The 19,033-nt window shown below is 59.9% G+C and carries 17 protein-coding genes; 12 read left to right on the forward strand and 5 right to left on the reverse strand.

The window, feature by feature from the left end:
• Positions 1–14 precede the first annotated feature (14 nt).
• Together lolA and CS390_RS15470 are read right to left on the reverse strand one after the other, a co-directional pair.
• Positions 15–638 (reverse strand): outer membrane lipoprotein chaperone LolA, encoded by a 624-nt coding sequence (lolA, locus tag CS390_RS15465; RefSeq protein WP_065761816.1) that lies wholly within the window; start codon positions 636–638, stop codon positions 15–17.
• Positions 639–701: 63 nt separating this feature from the next.
• Positions 702–3,131 carry a DNA translocase FtsK gene (locus tag CS390_RS15470; protein WP_099775289.1) on the reverse strand — a complete coding sequence of 810 codons (2,430 nt, stop codon included), beginning with the start codon at positions 3,129–3,131 and terminating at the stop codon, positions 702–704.
• Positions 3,132–3,431: 300 nt separating this feature from the next.
• Between CS390_RS15470 and aat the strand changes: the two genes are divergently transcribed.
• From aat to infA, 3 genes are all read left to right on the forward strand, one after another.
• A complete protein-coding gene (aat, locus tag CS390_RS15475; RefSeq protein WP_065761818.1) occupies positions 3,432–4,112 on the forward strand; it encodes a leucyl/phenylalanyl-tRNA--protein transferase in 681 nt (226 codons plus the stop codon).
• 57 nt (positions 4,113–4,169) lie between these two features.
• Positions 4,170–4,877: an arginyltransferase gene (locus tag CS390_RS15480; RefSeq protein WP_065761819.1), complete on the forward strand. Its 708-nt coding sequence runs from the start codon at positions 4,170–4,172 to the stop codon at positions 4,875–4,877.
• A 102-nt stretch (positions 4,878–4,979) separates the two neighbouring features.
• A complete protein-coding gene (gene infA / locus CS390_RS15485; protein ID WP_002553999.1) occupies positions 4,980–5,198 on the forward strand; it encodes a translation initiation factor IF-1 in 219 nt (72 codons plus the stop codon).
• A 129-nt stretch (positions 5,199–5,327) separates the two neighbouring features.
• On the opposite strand, the gene clpA is transcribed toward infA, so the two are convergent.
• Positions 5,328–7,598 carry an ATP-dependent Clp protease ATP-binding subunit ClpA gene (gene clpA / locus CS390_RS15490; protein WP_099775290.1) on the reverse strand — a complete coding sequence of 757 codons (2,271 nt, stop codon included), beginning with the start codon at positions 7,596–7,598 and terminating at the stop codon, positions 5,328–5,330.
• 30 nt (positions 7,599–7,628) lie between these two features.
• The gene (gene clpS, locus CS390_RS15495; protein WP_065758552.1) at positions 7,629–7,991 is read right to left on the reverse strand and encodes an ATP-dependent Clp protease adapter ClpS; all 363 of its coding nucleotides are present in this window, start codon (positions 7,989–7,991) and stop codon (positions 7,629–7,631) included.
• Between the two features lie 224 nt (positions 7,992–8,215).
• Here clpS and cspD point away from each other — a divergent pair, with 224 nt between their 5' ends.
• Entirely contained in the window at positions 8,216–8,470 is a 255-nt protein-coding gene (gene cspD, locus CS390_RS15500; RefSeq protein ID WP_065758551.1) for a cold shock domain-containing protein CspD, read from the forward strand.
• Between the two features lie 72 nt (positions 8,471–8,542).
• On the opposite strand, the gene icd is transcribed toward cspD, so the two are convergent.
• Positions 8,543–9,799: an NADP-dependent isocitrate dehydrogenase gene (icd, locus tag CS390_RS15505; RefSeq protein WP_065758550.1), complete on the reverse strand. Its 1,257-nt coding sequence runs from the start codon at positions 9,797–9,799 to the stop codon at positions 8,543–8,545.
• 412 nt (positions 9,800–10,211) lie between these two features.
• Between icd and CS390_RS15510 the strand changes: the two genes are divergently transcribed.
• From CS390_RS15510 to CS390_RS15545, 8 genes are all read left to right on the forward strand, one after another.
• Positions 10,212–12,437: an NADP-dependent isocitrate dehydrogenase gene (locus CS390_RS15510; protein WP_065758549.1), complete on the forward strand. Its 2,226-nt coding sequence runs from the start codon at positions 10,212–10,214 to the stop codon at positions 12,435–12,437.
• 129 nt (positions 12,438–12,566) lie between these two features.
• Positions 12,567–13,007, forward strand: coding sequence for an NUDIX hydrolase (locus CS390_RS15515; protein WP_065758548.1), 441 nt, complete (start codon positions 12,567–12,569; stop codon positions 13,005–13,007).
• Between the two features lie 71 nt (positions 13,008–13,078).
• The gene (gene mnmA, locus CS390_RS15520; RefSeq protein WP_065758547.1) at positions 13,079–14,200 is read left to right on the forward strand and encodes a tRNA 2-thiouridine(34) synthase MnmA; all 1,122 of its coding nucleotides are present in this window, start codon (positions 13,079–13,081) and stop codon (positions 14,198–14,200) included.
• On the forward strand, positions 14,200–14,820 hold the full coding sequence (hflD, locus tag CS390_RS15525) for a high frequency lysogenization protein HflD (protein ID WP_065758546.1): 621 nt from the start codon (positions 14,200–14,202) through the stop codon (positions 14,818–14,820). Before mnmA ends, hflD begins: the two co-directional genes overlap by 1 nt.
• A gap of 192 nt (positions 14,821–15,012) precedes the next feature.
• Positions 15,013–16,383 (forward strand): adenylosuccinate lyase, encoded by a 1,371-nt coding sequence (purB, locus tag CS390_RS15530; protein ID WP_065758545.1) that lies wholly within the window; start codon positions 15,013–15,015, stop codon positions 16,381–16,383.
• Between the two features lie 82 nt (positions 16,384–16,465).
• On the forward strand, positions 16,466–17,632 hold the full coding sequence (locus CS390_RS15535) for a cupin domain-containing protein (RefSeq protein ID WP_065758544.1): 1,167 nt from the start codon (positions 16,466–16,468) through the stop codon (positions 17,630–17,632).
• Positions 17,625–18,059: a GNAT family N-acetyltransferase gene (locus tag CS390_RS15540; RefSeq protein WP_065758543.1), complete on the forward strand. Its 435-nt coding sequence runs from the start codon at positions 17,625–17,627 to the stop codon at positions 18,057–18,059. The genes CS390_RS15535 and CS390_RS15540 overlap by 8 nt, the downstream gene beginning before the upstream one ends.
• A 128-nt stretch (positions 18,060–18,187) precedes the next feature.
• The gene (locus tag CS390_RS15545; RefSeq protein ID WP_065758557.1) at positions 18,188–18,922 is read left to right on the forward strand and encodes a secretin N-terminal domain-containing protein; all 735 of its coding nucleotides are present in this window, start codon (positions 18,188–18,190) and stop codon (positions 18,920–18,922) included.
• Positions 18,923–19,033: the final 111 nt, after the last annotated feature.

The following is a 19,033-nucleotide window of genomic DNA, read 5'->3' on the forward strand; positions in this document are numbered from 1 at the left end:
GGCTGCCTTACCTCTTATTCCTGAATGACGTCAGCGCCTTTCGGGATGTCGAACTTGAATCTGCCCGCTGGAATCGCCTCGTTGGCCTTGACCCCGGTGAACAGGATATTGGTGCGCTGACCGACGCTGTCGATCAGTTGCATGTCATTGATCAGGCCACGGCGAAACGACAGGCGCAGGGAGTCGAACAAGGTGTCCTTGGTCTTCGGCTTGAGGGTGAAATCCACCACCTCGCCTTGCTCCTTGGAGGAGATCTCGAAGCTCTGGCTGATCTTCGACACATCGCCGGACAGCAGCAGTGCTGGCGTCTGGGTCAGACGCTCGTCGAGCTTCTTGATGGTCGCCTGTTCCAGGTCCGGGTCCCACAGGGTGACTTTCTGCCCGTCCGACACCACGACCTGCTCCTGTGGCGCATCGGTGTGCCAGTAGAACAGGCCAGGGCGTTTCACCGACATTTCACCGTTGGTTTCCTGCAACTGGGTACCGCTGCCATCAAGGGTCAACTGAGAGAAACGGGCAGTGATTGTCTGCGATTTTTCCAGCAACTGGGTCAGACGCGCCACGTCTTGCTCACCGGCATAGGCCGGAATGGCGGACACCGTCAGGGCAGAAACCAACAACATGCGAATCAGGCGCATGAGAATCCTCGTAGAACAGTGAATGGGCCGGACACCGTCATTGGCACCCGGCAAAATCGATCATCAGTCGCGCATTGGCCCAGGCGCAATGACCTCGCGCGAGCCGTTGGTGTTCATGGCCGTGACCACACCAGCCATTTCCATCGCTTCGATCATCCGCGCAGCGCGGTTGTAGCCGATCTTCAGCTTGCGCTGAACCGCGGAGATGGACGCACGACGACTTTCCAGAACGAACTGAACCGCTTCATCGTACAACGCATCGGTCTCAGCGTCGTCACCACCCTCACCGCCGCTACCGCCGTCGAAGCCACTGCCGGCCTCTTCGACACCGTTGAGGATGTCGTCGTTGTAGTCCGGGGCGCCACGCTGCTTCCAGGCTTCAACCACGCGGTGCACTTCTTCGTCGGAAACGAACGCACCGTGTACACGGATCGGCAGGCTGGTGCCTGGCGGCATGTAGAGCATGTCACCATGGCCGAGCAACTGCTCGGCACCACCCTGGTCGATGATGGTGCGCGAGTCGATCTTGCTCGATACCTGGAAGGCCATTCGGGTTGGAATGTTGGCCTTGATCAGGCCGGTAATCACGTCCACCGAGGGCCGCTGGGTCGCGAGGATCAAGTGGATACCGGCCGCACGCGCCTTCTGGGCGATACGGGCGATCAGCTCTTCGACCTTCTTGCCAACGATCATCATCATGTCGGCAAATTCGTCGACCACCACCACGATGGTCGGCAGGGTTTTCAGCAGCGGCGGCTGGTCGTCCATGCTCTCACGGCGGAACAGCGGGTCATAAACCGGTTCGCCGGCTTCCTCGCCATCCTTGATCTTGCGGTTGAAGCCGGCCAGGTTACGCACGCCCATGGCCGCCATCAGCTTGTAGCGCCGCTCCATCTCGGCCACGCTCCAGCGCAGGGCGTTGGCCGCGTCCTTCATGTCGGTAACGACAGGGCAAAGCAGGTGCGGAATGCCCTCATAGATCGACAACTCGAGCATTTTCGGGTCGATCATGATCAGCTTGGCGTCTTCCGGGCTCGACTTGAACAGAATCGACAGGATCATCGCGTTGACGCCCACCGACTTACCGGAACCGGTAGTACCGGCCACCAACAGGTGCGGCATCTTGGCCAGGTCGGTAATCACCGGCTTGCCGCCAATGTCATGGCCCAGCGCCAGGGTAACCGGCGACTTGGCTTCATCGTACTGCGGCGACGACAGCACTTCGGAGAAGCGCACGATCTGCCGGTCTTCGTTCGGGATCTCGATACCCACGGTAGTCTTGCCGGGGATAACCTCGACCACGCGCACGCTGGTCACGGCCAGCGAACGTGCCAGGTCCTTGGCCAGGTTGGCAATACGGCTGACCTTGACCCCGGCAGCGGGCTGGATTTCGTAACGGGTAATCACAGGGCCAGGGTGGATCGAGTCCACCGACACTTCGACACCGAACTCCTTGAGTTTGATTTCCAGCAACTGCCCGACACCAGCCAGCGACTCAGGCGAATAGTTGACCTGCTTCTTCTCGGCAGGATCGAGGATAGAGATCGGCGGCAAGGTGCCCTCGACGGCGCTATCGACGAACACCTGCGCGGGTTTTTCCGCCTGCACACGCTTGATCGGCTCTGCCGCCTTGACCTGCGCCGGAGCTGGAGCTGGAGCTGGCATGATGATCGGCGCAGGCGACTGAGGACGCTCGACCACCGGCTTGCTCGGCGCCGGCTCACGCTCGACGACGCGTTCACGAGCCTTGGCCGGCTCGCGGCGCTCGGCAACCACCGGCGCCATGATCTCGTGCTCCTGCTCGTCGACTGCACGCAGTTGGGCAACCAGTTGCTTGCGTTCGTTACGCGCTGACCACCAACGACTGGCCGCTCCCTGGAACACCTCGAACAGGTCAAGGGTGATCTTGCCGGTAAGGTCCATCACCTTGAACCACGACAGGTCGGTGAACACGGTAAGACCAAACAGAAACAGGGCAATGAACATCAGGGTACTGCCCTGCACGTTCAAGGCATTCTTGGCCAGGTCACCCAGGCTTTCGCCCAGCGCGCCGCCCGCAGAGGCCGGCAGGCTCGGGGCCGAATGAAAATGGATATGCGCCAGCGCGGCACCGGACAGCACCAGGAACACCAAGCCGATCAGGCGCCAGGAAAACAGCCAGCCGCTCCACTGCCAGGGCTGGTGACGCTCACGAAAGATCTGCCAGGTCTTGATCGCCAGCAACAGCGGGAAGATGTAGGCGAAATAACCCAGCACCATGAACAACACGTCCGCAAAGAAGGCGCCGGCGCGGCCCGCAGCGTTCTGCACCTGATCGACGTTGCTGGTGTGGCTGAAGCCAGGGTCTGCCTGGTCGTAGGTAAGCAGAGCCATCCACAGATACAGGCACAGGGCGCCCATGGCAATCAGGGCACCCTCCTTGAGCCGGTAGTGCAGTTGCTGGCGCCAAAGCGGAACCGGCAAGGGGTTTGGGGTAGCGGTGGATTTCTTCAAAACGCGTCTATTCCTGCGCTGCTTGCGCGTCCAACAGGTGGCTGGCTGACGAAGGCAGCCAACAAACCATTACTTTTAACATTACTACCCGTATGCCGCCATGGCGGTGCGCCAGAATACGTCGCAGACGGGATTAATTGCATAATGTTCAATTTGAGCACGCATTCTCTTTTGTGACAAAGGCTTATACGGGCTTTTTGCGTAGTAGGGACAACAAATCAGCCGGCAAGTTGCGGTTGACCCGCATCGCCCTGGCAGGCGATCCTGACCACCCTCCCCTCTTCTGCCGTTGAAACGACGATGCTGACCTGGCTGAGCCGCGATTCTCTTGACTTCCCCCCTCTGGAAAAGGCGCTGCGCGACCCCAACGGCCTGCTCGCCGCTGGCGGTGACCTGAGCGCGGAACGGCTGGTCCAGGCCTATCGGCATGGCTGCTTCCCCTGGTACCAGGATGGTCAGCCAATCCTGTGGTGGTCACCAGACCCGCGCACCGTGTTGTTTCCCGACGAGTTGCATGTCTCGCGTTCGTTGCGCAAGGTCATGCGCCAAGGGCGCTACCAGGTCAGCTTCGACCAGGACTTCGCCGGCGTCATCCGTGCCTGCGCGGCACCACGCGCCTATGCCGACGGCACCTGGATCACCGACAGCATGCAGAAGGCGTACCTGAAGCTGCACCAGCAGGGGTTTGCCCACTCCGTGGAAGTCCGCGAGCAAGGTGAGCTGGTCGGCGGCCTGTACGGGCTGGCAATGGGCCGCCTGTTCTTCGGCGAGTCGATGTTCAGCCGGGCCGACAACGCCTCCAAAGTCGGCTTTGCAACGCTGGTCGAGCACCTGAAAAACGCTGGCTTTGTCCTGATCGACTGCCAGATGCCCACCGAGCACCTGCACAGCCTCGGCGCCCGGGCAATTGCCCGCGCCACGTTCGCCGACTACCTGCGTCGCTACCTCGATCAAGCCAACTCGGCGACATGGGTTTGCTAGGCGAGTTTTTCCAGCTGGCTTACACTTAAAACAAACGTCACTCCCGAGGGGTTGATCATGACAGAGCTGGCGCGGTTGAAGTTTTATGCCACTCAACCCCATTCCTGCAGCTACCTGCCAAACGAGCAAGCCACGACGCTGTTTCTCGACCCGAGCCAGCCAATGGACGTGCATGTCTACGCAGATCTGTCGGAAATGGGCTTCCGGCGCAGCGGCGACCACCTGTACCGGCCGCATTGCCAGAACTGCAATGCCTGCGTACCGGCACGCATTCCGGCTGCACGGTTTTTGCCCAACCGCCAGCAGAAGCGCATCCTCAAGCGCAACGCCGACCTGGTCGTGACCGCGGCGCGCCCGGCCTTCAACGAAGAGTACTTCGACCTGTATCGGCGCTATATCGAACAGCGCCATGCCGATGGCGACATGTACCCACCGAGCCGCGATCAGTTCGCCACCTTCCTGGTCCGCGACCTGCCATTCTCACGCTTCTATGAATTTCGCCTGGACGGTCGCCTGCTCGCCGTGGCAGTCACCGACCTGCTGCCCAACGGCATGTCGGCGGTCTACACCTTCTACGAGCCCGATGAGGAGCGTCGCAGCCTGGGGCGCTATGCCATCCTCTGGCAGATCACCGAAGCGCTGCGCCTGAACCTGGAGGCGGTCTACCTGGGCTACTGGATCAAGAACTGCAAAAAGATGAATTACAAGACCCAGTACCGCCCCATCGAGCTGCTGATCAATCAGCGCTGGGTGACGCTAAATTGAAATCCTTGGCTTGAACCCCATTTTTCGGGCACAATGCACGCCACTTTTTTTGCCTGGCGCAGCCGCACCGGGCCATTAACTGGATACCGAGGGCTTTACTGCATGTCGAAAGAAGACAGCTTCGAAATGGAAGGCACTGTCGTCGACACCCTGCCCAACACCATGTTCCGCGTGGAGTTGGAAAACGGGCACGTCGTTACCGCGCATATCTCCGGAAAAATGCGCAAGAACTACATTCGAATTCTGACTGGTGACAAGGTCCGCGTCGAACTGACGCCTTATGACCTGAGCAAAGGGCGCATCACCTACCGCGCCCGTTAAGCGTCATCGACGAAAACGCCCGGCATGAGCCGGGCGTTTTCGTTTGTCTCAATGAAACCATGGAGAACCCACACGCACCATCGCCGGCAAGGCCGACTCCCGCAGGAGCCGGGCTGCCGATGACGGCTATCAGGCCATTTCAGCCGTTGTCTCGAACTCGAACACCAACTCGCCATCACGCATGTCGACGTGCACTACGCCACCATGCTCGGCCAGCTCACCAAACAGGATCTCTTCAGCCAATGGCCGCTTGATCTTGTCCTGAATCAGCCGCGCCATTGGCCGCGCACCCATCTGCGCATCATAGCCACCCGCTGCCAGCCAGCTACGCGCCGCATCGGAAACCTCCAACAGCACGCGCTTGTCTTCGAGTTGCGCCTGCAGTTCGGTGAGGAACTTGTCGACCACACTCTTGATGGTTTCGTGGCTCAGACGACCAAACTGAATGATGGTGTCCAGGCGGTTACGGAACTCCGGCGTGAAGCTCTTCTTGATGACTTCCATCGCATCGGAGGAGTGATCCTGCTGCGTAAAGCCAATCGAGGCTCGCGCAGCCGTCTCGGCACCCGCGTTGGTGGTCATGATGACAATCACGTTGCGGAAGTCCGCCTTGCGCCCGTTGTTGTCGGTCAGCGTGCCATGGTCCATCACCTGCAGCAGCAGGTTGAAGACTTCCGGATGCGCCTTCTCGATTTCATCAAGCAGCAGCACGCAGTGCGGCTGCTTGGTGATTGCCTCGGTCAGCAAACCACCCTGATCGAAACCGACATAACCGGGTGGCGCACCAATCAGGCGCGACACGGTATGCCGCTCCATGTACTCGGACATGTCAAAGCGCACCAGCTCGACACCCAGCGCCTTGGCCAGTTGTCGCGCCGCCTCGGTCTTGCCGACACCTGTAGGGCCGGCAAAGAGGAACGAGCCGACCGGCTTGTCCGGCGACTTCAGACCAGCCCGCGACAGCTTGATTGCGGTAGCCAGCGAATCGATGGCAGCGTCTTGACCGAACACGGTCAGCTTCAGGTCACGCTCCAGGTTACGCAGCAGTTCCTTGTCGGAGCTGGTGACGTGTTTTGGTGGGATCCGCGCGATCTTGGCAACAATATCCTCGACCTGAGGTACATCGATACGCTTGACTCGCGACTCTACCGGCTGCAGGCGCTGATAGGCGCCCGCCTCGTCAATGACGTCGATGGCCTTGTCAGGCATATGCCGGTCATTGATGTAGCGTGCTGCCAGCTCGGCAGCGGCACGCAGGGCTTCATCGCTGTACTCGATGTTGTGATGCGATTCGAAACGCCCCTTGAGCCCACGCAGGATACCAACGGTGTCTTCCACCGATGGCTCACTGACATCGACCTTCTGGAAGCGCCGCGCCAAGGCACGGTCTTTCTCGAAGATGCCACGAAACTCCTGGAACGTGGTCGAGCCAATGCAGCGGATATCACCCGAGGACAGCAAGGGTTTGAGCAGATTGGACGCATCCATCACGCCGCCCGATGCCGCACCGGCACCGATAATGGTGTGGATCTCGTCGATGAACAGAATCGCCTGCGGCCGTTTACGCAGCTCATTGAGCAGCACCTTGAAGCGCTTCTCGAAATCACCACGGTACTTGGTACCGGCCAACAGCGCGCCCAGGTCCAGCGAATAGACCACGCTATGCGACAGCAGATCCGGCACCTGGCCATCAACGATACGCTTGGCCAGGCCTTCGGCAATGGCCGTCTTGCCCACGCCCGCTTCACCGACCAGCAGCGGATTGTTCTTGCGCCGACGGGCAAGGATCTGCGCCACGCGCTCAACCTCGGCCTCACGCCCTACCAATGGGTCGATACGGCCCTGGCGTGCCTGCTCGTTGAGGTTGCTGGCATAGGCGTCCAGCGGGTTGCTCGAGGAAGAGGTTTCGCCCCCCTCCTCATCCTGCATGTCCTGATCGTTTTCGGAATGCTCGCCGTGCCCTGGCACCTTGGAGATGCCATGGGCGATGTAGTTGACCACGTCGATACGGGCCACACTTTGCTGCTTCAGCAGAAACACCGCCTGGCTTTCCTGCTCGCTAAAGATCGCCACCAGCACATTGGCACCGGTCACTTCACGCTTGCCCGAGCTCTGTACATGGAATACTGCACGCTGCAACACGCGCTGGAAGCCCAGGGTTGGCTGGGTTTCGCGATCCTCATCGTGCACCGGGATCAATGGCGTGGTGGAGTCGATGAACTCCTGCAGGTCGTGTTTGAGTTTATCGAGGTTCGCACCACAGGCCCGCAGAACGGTGGCGGCTGCCTCATTATCCAATAGTGCCAGCAGAAGGTGCTCGACGGTCATGAACTCATGACGCTTCGAACGGGCCTCCTTGAAGGCCAGATTGAGGGTGACTTCGAGCTCGCGGTTTAACATAGCTTCACCTCATACCCAAGTGGTCGGCGATTAACCGTCCTTCTCGATTTCACAGAGTAGCGGATGCTGGCTTTCCCTGGCGTATTGGTTGACCTGCATGGCCTTGGTTTCGGCGATGTCACGGGTAAACAATCCGCACACTGCCCGTCCTTCTGTATGGACGGCCAGCATGACCTTGGTCGCCAACTCGCGGTTCAGGTTAAAGAACATTTCGAGCACTTCGACGACAAAATCCATCGGGGTGTAGTCATCATTGAACAAAACCACCTTGTACATCGGCGGTGCCTGCAGCGCTGGCTTGGCTTCCTGCACCGCCAGCCCGGACCCATCGTCCTCATGCGATTGCGGGTGATCCTGATTGAATGTTAGTCGAATCTGGCTATGTGCATGCATGGAAAGAATTTCATCATTTCGACACGTTAAGGTTGTGAGTTGACCGCCGGGTCGACGCCTGAACGACCGTCGCACTGCCTTGACTATCAGCAAAACGGTGTTACAACCAATAAGAACCCACCGTGGTCAACAAGGTCCGCGCAGTCAACCAGAGTTCGCAGGTTAATCAGCGGATTGAGTGGATGATACTCCAGTGATGGAGTCCTTTGCAGAGGGATATGAGGATGGCAAGCGGTAAAGTCAAGTGGTTCAACAATGCCAAGGGCTATGGCTTCATCAACGAGGAGGGCAAGACCGAAGACCTGTTCGCCCACTACTCGGCCATTGAGATGGACGGCTACAAGACGCTGAAAGCCGGACAAACCGTTGCCTTCGACATCATCCAGGGTCCCAAGGGCTTGCACGCCGTGAAAATCAGGGCAGCCGCAAAGACGGAAACCGCAGCCCCCACCCCCGCCTCGACCACCACACTCGCCTGACACACCTTGTTTTTGAATCGCCCATAAAAAACCGGCCAATCCGCGAGGACTGGCCGGTTTTTTGTACCGCCCTTACATGTGCTTGATCAGTGCCTCACCGAAACCGGAACTCGACACCAGCGTAGCGCCGTCCATCAGGCGCTCGAAGTCGTAGGTCACCGTCTTGGCAGCAATAGCACCGTTGGTGCCCTTGATGATCAGGTCAGCTGCCTCGGTCCAGCCCAGGTGACGGAGCATCATTTCAGCGGAGAGGATCACCGAACCCGGGTTGACCTGGTTCTTGCCGGCGTATTTCGGCGCAGTACCGTGGGTAGCTTCGAACATGGCCACGGTGTCGGACAGATTGGCGCCCGGCGCAATACCGATACCGCCCACCTCGGCCGCCAGCGCGTCGGACAGGTAGTCACCGTTGAGGTTAAGGGTAGCGATGACATCGTACTCGGCTGGACGCAGCAGGATCTGCTGGAGCATGGCGTCGGCAATGGCATCCTTGACCACGACCTTGCGGCCGGTTTTCGGGTTTGTGAACTGCATCCACGGGCCACCGTCGAGCAGCTCGGCGCCAAACTCGTTCTTGGCGACTTCGTAGCCCCAGTCCTTGAAGGCACCTTCGGTGAACTTCATGATATTGCCCTTGTGCACCAGGGTCAGCGACTCGCGGTCGTTGTCCACGACGTACTGCAGGGCCTTGCGCACCAGACGCTGGGTGCCTTGCTTGGAAACCGGCTTGATACCAATACCGCAATCCTGATCGAAACGGATCTTGGTAACGCCCATTTCTTCCTTCAGGAACTTGATGACCTTGTTCGCCTCAGGCGAACCCGCCTTCCACTCGATACCGGCATAAATGTCTTCGGAGTTCTCACGGAAGATCACCATATCGACATCGCCGGGCTTCTTGACCGGGCTTGGAACACCTTCGAACCACACCACCGGACGCAGGCAGACATACAGGTCCAGTTGCTGACGCAGGGCCACGTTCAGGGAACGGATACCACCACCGACCGGAGTGGTCAGCGGGCCCTTGATGGAGACGACGTAATCCCTGACCGCATCCAGGGTTTCCTGAGGCAGCCAGGTATCCTGGTCATACACCTGGGTAGCTTTCTCGCCGGCATAGACTTCCATCCAGGAGATCTTGCGCTTGCCACCATAGGCTTTCTCTACGGCAGCATCGACAACCTTGATCATGACCGGGCTGACGTCGACGCCAATGCCGTCACCTTCAATGAACGGGATGATCGGGTTGTCTGGAACATTGAGAGAATGGTCTGCGTTGACGGTGATTTTGTCGCCGACTGCCGGAACCTTGATTTTCTGGTATCCCATGCTGCACTCCGTTTTTTTGGTGTGGTTCGTCATCATGCATTACCCAGAGCCTAACCCAGTTGACGGATAACGGAAACCTCGTACACCAATCCGTCACAAAGCGCCAAAATCTCTACATCTTTCGTCTATAAGTGACCAACCGACCACTACGTCTTGGTGATTAAGACCAAGGGTTTGGTATACTCCGCCGGTGACCAAAGGGTCACTGGGGGTAACCGGCCTGAAATGAGACCCGCGCCCCGACAAGACTGAGCTGTTACCGCAGCCCAGCCGTTTGACACTCGACTGATGCATCACCATCAACGCCCAGAACCCTCGACCTTCTGCTTATGGATGTGTCCAGGCGAAGCGCATTACCCTGCGCACCTCGAGATTCTGTGCACGCTCAGCAAAACAGAGAGTTAACCCGAATATGCCCACCCGATCCAAGATCATCTACACCTTCACCGACGAAGCCCCCGCCCTCGCCACCTACTCACTGCTGCCCATCGTCGAAGCCTTCACTGCTACCGCCGACATCGCGGTAGAAACCCGGGACATCTCTCTCGCCGGCCGCATCCTTTCTGCCTTCCCTGAACAGCTCGGCGCCGACAAGCAAGTGGCCGACCACCTGGCAGAACTGGGCAAACTGGCAACCACGCCAGAAGCCAACATCATCAAGTTGCCGAACATCAGCGCCTCGGTTCCACAACTGAAAGCCGCGATCAAGGAACTGCAAGCCAAAGGTTTCAACATTCCGGACTACCCGGAAACCCCGGCCACTGACGCCGAGAAAGAAACCCGTGCACGCTACGACCGCATCAAGGGCAGCGCCGTAAACCCGGTACTGCGCGAAGGCAACTCCGACCGCCGCGCACCGCTGTCGGTCAAGAACTATGCCCGCAAGCACCCGCACAAAATGGGCGCCTGGGCTGCAGACTCCAAGTCCCACGTTGCCCACATGAGCAACGGCGACTTCTACGGCAGCGAAAAAGCCGCGCTGATCGAAGCCGATGACAGCCTGCGCATCGAACTGCTGGACAAGAACGGCAACACCACCGTTCTGAAAGAGAAAACCTCGGTCAAGGCCGGCGAAATCATCGACTGCTCGGTCATGAGCCGCAAGGCACTGCGCAGCTTCATCGCCGCTGAAATCGAAGATGCCAAGGCCAAGGGCGTACTGCTTTCGGTTCACCTGAAGGCGACCATGATGAAGGTCTCCGACCCGATCATGTTCGGCCAGATCGTTGCCGAGTACTACCAGGACGCGCTGAACAAGCACGCTGACGTACTGGAGCAGATCGGCTTCAACCTAAACAACGGTATCGGCGACCTGTACGCCCGTATCAAGGCGCTGCCTGCTGACAAGCAAGCCGAGATCGAAGCCGACATCCAGGCCGTCTATGCCGTTCGCCCGGCGCTGGCCATGGTCAACTCCGACAAGGGCATCACCAACCTGCACGTGCCAAGCGACGTGATCGTCGACGCTTCGATGCCGGCCATGATCCGTGACTCGGGCAAGATGTGGAACGCCGAAGGCCAACTGCAAGACACCAAGGCCGTCATCCCGGATCGTTGCTACGCCACCATCTACCAGGCCGTTATCGAAGACTGCAAGAAACACGGCGCCTTCGACCCAACGACCATGGGCAGCGTACCGAACGTTGGCCTGATGGCACAGAAAGCCGAAGAGTACGGCTCTCACGACAAGACCTTCCAGCTCGCTGCCGACGGTGTTGTTCGCGTTGTAGACAGCAAAGGCAACCTGGTACTGCAGCAGGACGTCGAAGCTGGCGATATCTTCCGCATGTGCCAAGCCAAAGACGCCCCGATCCAGGATTGGGTCAAACTGGCCGTCAACCGTGCTCGCGCCAGCAACACCCCAGCCATTTTCTGGCTCGACCCACAACGCGCCCATGACGGCGTGATGATCGAGAAAGTCCAGAAGTACCTGAAAGACCACGACACCACCGGCCTGGACATTCGTGTCCTGTCGCCAGTCGAGGCCATGAAGGTATCCCTGGAGCGTATCCGTGCAGGCAAGGACACCATCTCGGTGACCGGCAACGTACTGCGCGACTACCTGACCGACCTGTTCCCGATCATGGAGCTGGGCACCAGCGCCAAGATGCTGTCGATCGTTCCGCTGATGAACAACGGCGGCCTGTTCGAAACCGGCGCCGGCGGTTCGGCACCGAAGCACGTACAGCAACTGGTCGAAGAGAACTTCCTGCGCTGGGACTCGCTGGGTGAATTCCTGGCCCTGGCCGCTTCTCTGGAACACCTGAGCAACGCCTACGCCAACCCGAAAGCCAAGGTCTTGGCCAACACCCTGGACCAGGCAACCGGCAAGTTCCTGGACGACAACAAGTCGCCAGCGCGCAAGGTTGGTGGCATCGACAACCGCGGCAGCCACTTCTACCTGACCCTGTTCTGGGCACAGGCACTGGCTGCACAAAACGACGACGCCGCACTGCAAGCGCGCTTTGCCCCACTGGCCAAGGCACTGACCGAGAACGAAGCGACCATCGTCGCCGAGCTCAACGCTGTCCAGGGCAAGCCAGCCGAAATCGGTGGTTACTACTACCCTGATGCCGAGCTGACCAGCAAAGTGATGCGCCCAAGCCAAACCTTCAACAGCGCGATTTCTGCCCTGTAAGGTTCGCTTGATGTAACACCAGAAACCCCGGCCACGCACCGGGGTTTCTGCTTTTCTGCAGAGGCGTGGCACCCGCGTCGCCGAGAACACCGGCCATGCGATCCACCTGCACAACACAGGACCTTGCACATGACCTGGCAACCCCACATCACCGTCGCCACCATTGTCGAAGACCAGGGCCGTTTCCTGCTGGTCGAAGAGTTCAAAGCCGGCAAGCACGTATTCAACCAGCCAGCAGGCCACCTGGAGGCCAACGAGTCGCTGGCCGAGGCAGCCCTGCGCGAAACGCTTGAGGAGACCGCCTGGGACGTAGAACTGACCGGCGTGGTCGGCATCTACCTCTACACCGCCCCCAGCAATGGCGTGACCTACCAGCGCGTCTGCTTTGCCGCCAAACCGCTACGGCATAATGCCGACCGCGCACTGGACAGCGACATTGTCCGCGCCGTGTGGCTGACCCGTGAGGAACTGCTCGCCGACCCCGAGCGCTGGCGCAGCGAACTGGTACCTCGTTGCATTGACGACTTCCTCGCCGGCCCCCTGCACAGCCTGGCGGTGATCCGCGATTGAGCATGGCTTTCGCCTTGCCGCGCACAGCCTGTTAGAATCTTGTCCTTTTACCCGGATACGCAGCGATTCCTATGTCCACTCCAGCTCTCAAAGAACCCGAAAAGACGCGCGTGATCGTCGGCATGTCCGGCGGCGTGGACTCTTCCGTTTCCGCCCTTCTGCTGATGGAGCAGGGTTATCAGGTCGAAGGCCTGTTCATGAAGAACTGGGAAGAGGACGACGGTACCGAGTACTGCACCGCCCGCGAAGACCTGGCCGACGCACAAGCCGTGTGTGACCGCATCGGCATCAAACTGCACACCGCCAACTTCGCCGCCGAATACTGGGACAACGTGTTTGAGCACTTCCTGGCGGAATACAAGGCCGGACGCACGCCAAACCCGGACATCCTCTGCAACCGCGAAATCAAGTTCAAGGCGTTCCTCGACTACGCCCTGATGCTCGGTGCCGACCTGATCGCCACCGGCCACTACGTGCGCCGCCGCGACATTGACGGCCGCACCGAACTGCTCAAAGGCCTGGACCCGAACAAGGACCAGAGCTACTTCCTCCACGCCGTCGGCGGCGAGCAGATTGCCCGCACCCTGTTCCCGGTCGGCGAACTGGAAAAACCGGAAGTACGCGCCATCGCCGAAAAACATGGCCTGGCCACCGCAAAGAAAAAAGACTCCACCGGCATCTGCTTTATCGGTGAACGTCGCTTCAGCGATTTCCTCAAGCAGTACCTGCCCGCCCAGCCTGGCGAAATCCAGACCACTGAAGGCGACGTCATCGGCCGCCACCATGGCCTGATGTACCACACCATCGGGCAACGCCAGGGGCTGGGTATCGGCGGCCTGAAAGACGCAGGCGACGAGCCGTGGTACGTGCTGGAGAAAGACCTCGCCCGCAACGTGCTGGTAGTTGGCCAGGGCAACGAACACCCATGGCTGTTCTCCCGCGCCCTGCTCGCCTCGGAGATCTTCTGGGTCAACCCGATCGACCTGTCCAGCCCGCGCCGCCTGACCGCGAAAGTGCGCTACCGCCAGAGCGACCAGGCCTGCACCCTGGAACGCACCAACGACGGCTATCGGGCAGTATTTGAAGAACCTCAACGGGCGGTAACGCCCGGCCAGTCCGTGGTCTTCTATGATGGTGAGATCTGCTTGGGCGGCGGCGTGATCGAAGTAGCCGAGCCTTGGAGCCAGCGTTGATGAATACCACGCAAGAACAGCTGGTTGCACTGGGCGGCGTCTTTCAGGCTGCCGTACTGGTCGATCGAATTGCCCGTACCGGCCAGGTCAGCGAAGCCAACCTGAGCTGCATGCTTGGTAGCCTGTTGGTGCGCGACCCCAAGGACACCCTGGAAGTGTTCGGCGGCGATGACCTCAACCTGCGAGACGGCTACCGCGCCCTGGTCAGCGCCCTGGAGCGCGACCCCGCCAGCCTGCAGCGTGAACCACTGCGCTACGCGCTGTCGATGCTGGGCCTTGAGCGCCAACTGGCCAAACGTGGCGATATGCTTGAAGTCATCGGCAACCGCCTGCCACAAATCCAGTCCCAGGCCGATCATTTCGGCCTCGCGCACGAGAACGTCATAGCCTCCAGTGGCGCCCTGTATCAGGACACCCTGAGCACCCTGCGCCAACGCATTCAGGTACACGGTGACATGCGTCACCTGCAACAACCCAACAACGCCTCGAAGATCCGCGCCCTGCTGCTCGCCGGCATCCGCGCGGCGCGCCTCTGGCGCCAGCTCGGCGGCCATCGCTGGCAACTGGTGTTCAGCCGGCGCAAACTGCTCAAAGAGCTCTACCCGATGATGCGCGGCTAAACACCGCACAGGAGCCAGCCTTGCTGGCGATTCAAGCAACGCGAAACAGCGGATGGCTCGACCACACCATCGCTGGCAACGCCGGCTCCTGCAGACACCAAGCGCTTTACCTTTTGTCAGACCCCCGACCCGGGTGCATTTTTCATGTATGATATGCGCCCTTTTCGTTGCCCGACTGTCCGAGAACACCCCATGCAGCTCTCCTCGCTCACTGCGGTTTCCCCTGTTGACGGCCGCTACGCCGGCAAAACCCAGGCCCTGCGCCCTATTTTCAGCGAATACGGCCTGATCCGTTTCCGCGCCCTGGTTGAAGTTCGCTGGCTCCAGCGCCTGGCCGCTCACCCGCAAATCAGCGAAGTTCCGGCCTTCTCCGCCGAAGCCAACGCCCTGCTCAACGGCCTGGCCGATGAGTTCGCCCTCGAGCACGCCGAGCGCGTGAAAGAGATCGAGCGCACCACCAACCACGACGTAAAAGCCATCGAATACCTGCTCAAGGAGCAGGCAGCCAAGCTGCCAGAGCTGGCCAAGGTCAGTGAGTTCATTCACTTCGCCTGCACCAGCGAGGACATCAACAACCTGTCCCACGGCCTGATGCTGCGCGCCGGCCGTGATGACGTGCTGCTGCCACTGATGCGCCAGATAGCCAACGCCATCCGTGAACTGGCCCACCGTTTCGCCGACGTACCAATGCTGTCGCGCACCCACGGTCAACCGGCTTCGCCGACCACCCTGGGCAAGGAGCTGGCCAACGTCGTCTACCGCCTCGAGCGCCAGATCGCACAGGTTGCCGCTGTCCCGCTGCTGGGCAAGATCAACGGCGCCGTGGGCAACTACAACGCCCACCTGTCGGCTTACCCGCAAATCGACTGGGAAGCCAATGCCCGCGCCTTCATCGAAGACGAACTGGGCCTGGTGTTCAACCCGTACACCACCCAGATCGAACCGCACGACTACATTGCCGAACTGTTCGACGCGATTGCCCGCTTCAACACCATCCTGATCGACTTCGATCGCGATATCTGGGGCTACATCTCGCTGGGCTACTTCAAGCAGCGCACCATCGCGGGTGAAATCGGTTCTTCGACCATGCCGCACAAGGTCAACCCGATCGACTTCGAAAACTCCGAAGGCAACCTCGGTATCGCCAACGCACTGTTCCAGCACCTGGCCAGCAAGTTGCCGATCTCCCGCTGGCAGCGCGACCTGACCGACTCCACCGTGCTGCGCAACCTGGGCGTTGGTTTCGCCCACAGCGTGATCGCCTACGAGGCCAGCCTGAAGGGCATCAGCAAGCTGGAAATCAACACCCAGCGCATCGCCGACGACCTGGACGCCTGCTGGGAAGTATTGGCCGAGCCAATCCAGACCGTGATGCGTCGCTACAACATCGAAAACCCTTACGAGAAGCTCAAGGAGCTGACTCGCGGCAAGGGCATCAGCCCGGAAGCACTCCTGACCTTCATCGACGGTCTGGACATGCCTGCCGAAGCACGCGAAGAACTGAAGAAGCTGACTCCAGCGTCCTACATCGGTAACGCTGCAGCTCAAGCCAAACGCGTCTGATTATTGCCTTGCGCGTTAACGCCCGGCCAAGCCGGGCGTTTTTATTACCGAAAGAAAATTACTTTTTTTCAATAGGTTACACATGAATCCTGATACACCACTGCAGCTTCTGGGCGGCCTCACAGCCCGCGAATTCATGCGCGACTACTGGCAGAAAAAACCCCTGCTCGTCCGCCAGGCCTTCCCGGACTTTGAAAGCCCGATCGACGCCGACGAACTGGCCGGCCTTGCCCTGGAAGAGGAAGTCGAATCGCGTCTGATCCTCGAACATGGCGAACGCCCATGGGAAATGCGTCGCGGCCCATTCGAGGAAGACGCCTTCAGCCAGCTGCCAGCGCGTGACTGGACCCTGCTGGTACAAGCGGTCGACCAGTTCGTCCCTGAAGTGGGCGAGCTGCTGGAGCACTTCCGCTTCCTGCCAAGCTGGCGTATCGACGACGTGATGATCAGCTTCGCCGCCCCCGGTGGCAGCGTTGGTCCACACTTCGACAACTACGACGTGTTCCTGCTGCAAGGCCAAGGCAAGCGCAACTGGAAAATCGGCCAGGTCTGCGACAGCGACAGCCCGCTGATCGAGCACAGCGACCTGCGTATCCTGGCGGACTTCGAGCAGAGCGACGAGTGGACCCTGGAACCCGGCGACATGCTCTACCTGCCGCCGCGCCTGGCTCACTACGGCATCGCCGAAGACGACTGCATGACCTACTCGGTCGGCTTCCGCGCCCCAAGCGCTGCCGAAGTGCTCACCCACTTCACCGACTTCCTCAGCCAGTTCCTGCCTGATGAAGACCGCTACAGCGACGCCGATGCCAAGCCGGTCAGCGATCCGCACCAGATCCAGCACGACGCCCTCGACCGCCTGAAGAACCTGCTGACCGAGCACATGGGCGACGAGCGCCTGCTGCTGACCTGGTTCGGCCAGTTCATGACCGAGCCACGCTATCCCGAGCTGGTCAGTGGCGAGCCGCTGAGCGAGGAAGAGCTGATCGACAGCCTCGAACAAGGCGCCATCCTGATCCGCAATCCAAGCGCCCGTCTGGCCTGGTCCGAAGTCGACGACAACCTGCTGCTGTTCGCCAGCGGCCAGAGTCGCCTGCTGCCGGGCGACCTGCGCGAAATGCTCAAGCTGATCTGTGCCGCCGACGCATTGCATGTTGAAAACCTTGGCGAGTGGCTAAGCCATGAAGATGGCCTTACCCTGCTCTGCGAACTGATCAAGCAAGGAAGCCTGGGGTTTGCCAATGAATAAGATCACGGTACGGGTTGCCGACTGGCAGAAAGACAACGCTGACATCCGTCGCATTCGTGAAGCCGTGTTCATCGCCGAACAGGCCGTACCGCCTGAGCTGGAATGGGACACTGACGATACCAGCGCGGTGCATTTCCTGGCCTATGAAGGTGATTTTGCCATCGGTACGGCACGCCTGCTGCCCAGCGGCCATATTGGCCGGGTGTCGGTCCTCAAGGACTGGCGCGGGCTGAAGGTCGGCGATGCCCTGATGCAAGCGGTGATCGTCGAAGCCCAGAACCGCGACCTGAAGCAGCAGATGCTCAGCGCCCAGGTTCACGCCACGCCGTTCTACGAGCGTTTGGGCTTCAAAGTGGTCAGCGAGGAGTTCCTCGAAGCCGGTATCCCGCACGTCGACATGGTGCGCGAGTCCAAAGAGCTGGCTTGACGGCCAATCCCCGGCAGGGCCAACGCTTCAAGAGCGGCGGCCTTGCCGGAGATGCTTTTCCACCACACAACTCCCACATCTGCCGCAAATTTGCCATCATGTCCTCTCCACCCGCGGAGATCATGGACATGCCGCTACGCCCCCTTCTCGCCTCAATACTGCTGTCCTTCAGCCTCAGCACCCTGGCCGCCACTGAAGTGTTGCCACTGAGCCACCGGACCAGCGCCGAAATCCTCCCCGCCGCGCAGTCCTTTCTCGGCAAGGACGGCAGCGTCAGCGCCTTTGAAAACAAACTCATCGTCAAAGCCGCCCCCGACAAGATTGACGAGCTTCGCACCCTCCTTGAACAGCTCGATACCGCGCCACGGCGCCTGCTGATCAGCGTTGACAACAACGACAGCAACTTTCAGGACAATCGCGGCAACGCACGCGTCATTCGCTACGGCACAGCCAACCGCGAAGGCGGCCTGCAACAAGTTCAGGCCAGCGAAGGCGTACCGGCACTGATTCAGGTGGGCCAGAGCATCCCGCTGACCACCACCCAGACCGACACCTATGGCCGCCTGCAAAGCCAGACGGAGTACCGCAATGTCACGCAAGGTTTCTACGTGACCGCAAGCGTCACCGGCCAGACCGTGCACCTGAACATCAGCACCAACAACGACCGGATGAGCCAGGAACGCCCCGATGTAGTGAACGTTCAAAGTACCGACACAAAAGTCACAGGAAAACTAGGGGAATGGATCACACTGGCTGGCAACAACCAGCAAAGCCAGTCGGAACGCAACACTCAGGCCTTCACCTACTCGACTCAACGCGGTGAAAACATGACGTTGCGGGTAAAAGTCGATGCATTGGACTGATCCCTGGGAAATCAAGGCCTCGACCAACGGCCTCGGAACTGACTGACGAGTCTTATTAGACCAAAGATGTAGTAACCACAAAAAAGCACTACAAAACATTTGACGGCCTCA

The sequence above is a fragment of the Pseudomonas sp. HLS-6 genome (assembly GCF_002753995.1).
In the GTDB taxonomy this organism is placed as follows: Bacteria; Pseudomonadota; Gammaproteobacteria; order Pseudomonadales; family Pseudomonadaceae; genus Aquipseudomonas; species Aquipseudomonas defluvii.

Excerpts from the sequence above, each read along its gene's own strand:
- CS390_RS15545 (WP_065758557.1), top strand. The coding sequence starts at position 18,188 with ATGCCGCTACGCCCCCTTCTCGCCTCAATACTGCTGTCCTTCAGCCTC.
- cspD (WP_065758551.1), top strand. The coding sequence starts at position 8,216 with ATGGCAAGCGGTAAAGTCAAGTGGTTCAACAATGCCAAGGGCTATGGC.
- CS390_RS15510 (WP_065758549.1), top strand. The coding sequence starts at position 10,212 with ATGCCCACCCGATCCAAGATCATCTACACCTTCACCGACGAAGCCCCC.
- CS390_RS15540 (WP_065758543.1), top strand. The coding sequence starts at position 17,625 with ATGAATAAGATCACGGTACGGGTTGCCGACTGGCAGAAAGACAACGCT.
- icd (WP_065758550.1), bottom strand. The coding sequence starts at position 9,799 with ATGGGATACCAGAAAATCAAGGTTCCGGCAGTCGGCGACAAAATCACC.
- CS390_RS15535 (WP_065758544.1), top strand. The coding sequence starts at position 16,466 with ATGAATCCTGATACACCACTGCAGCTTCTGGGCGGCCTCACAGCCCGC.
- CS390_RS15515 (WP_065758548.1), top strand. The coding sequence starts at position 12,567 with ATGACCTGGCAACCCCACATCACCGTCGCCACCATTGTCGAAGACCAG.
- clpS (WP_065758552.1), bottom strand. The coding sequence starts at position 7,991 with ATGCATGCACATAGCCAGATTCGACTAACATTCAATCAGGATCACCCG.
- aat (WP_065761818.1), top strand. The coding sequence starts at position 3,432 with ATGCTGACCTGGCTGAGCCGCGATTCTCTTGACTTCCCCCCTCTGGAA.
- hflD (WP_065758546.1), top strand. The coding sequence starts at position 14,200 with ATGAATACCACGCAAGAACAGCTGGTTGCACTGGGCGGCGTCTTTCAG.
- infA (WP_002553999.1), top strand. The coding sequence starts at position 4,980 with ATGTCGAAAGAAGACAGCTTCGAAATGGAAGGCACTGTCGTCGACACC.
- lolA (WP_065761816.1), bottom strand. The coding sequence starts at position 638 with ATGCGCCTGATTCGCATGTTGTTGGTTTCTGCCCTGACGGTGTCCGCC.
- mnmA (WP_065758547.1), top strand. The coding sequence starts at position 13,079 with ATGTCCACTCCAGCTCTCAAAGAACCCGAAAAGACGCGCGTGATCGTC.
- clpA (WP_099775290.1), bottom strand. The coding sequence starts at position 7,598 with ATGTTAAACCGCGAGCTCGAAGTCACCCTCAATCTGGCCTTCAAGGAG.
- purB (WP_065758545.1), top strand. The coding sequence starts at position 15,013 with ATGCAGCTCTCCTCGCTCACTGCGGTTTCCCCTGTTGACGGCCGCTAC.
- CS390_RS15480 (WP_065761819.1), top strand. The coding sequence starts at position 4,170 with ATGACAGAGCTGGCGCGGTTGAAGTTTTATGCCACTCAACCCCATTCC.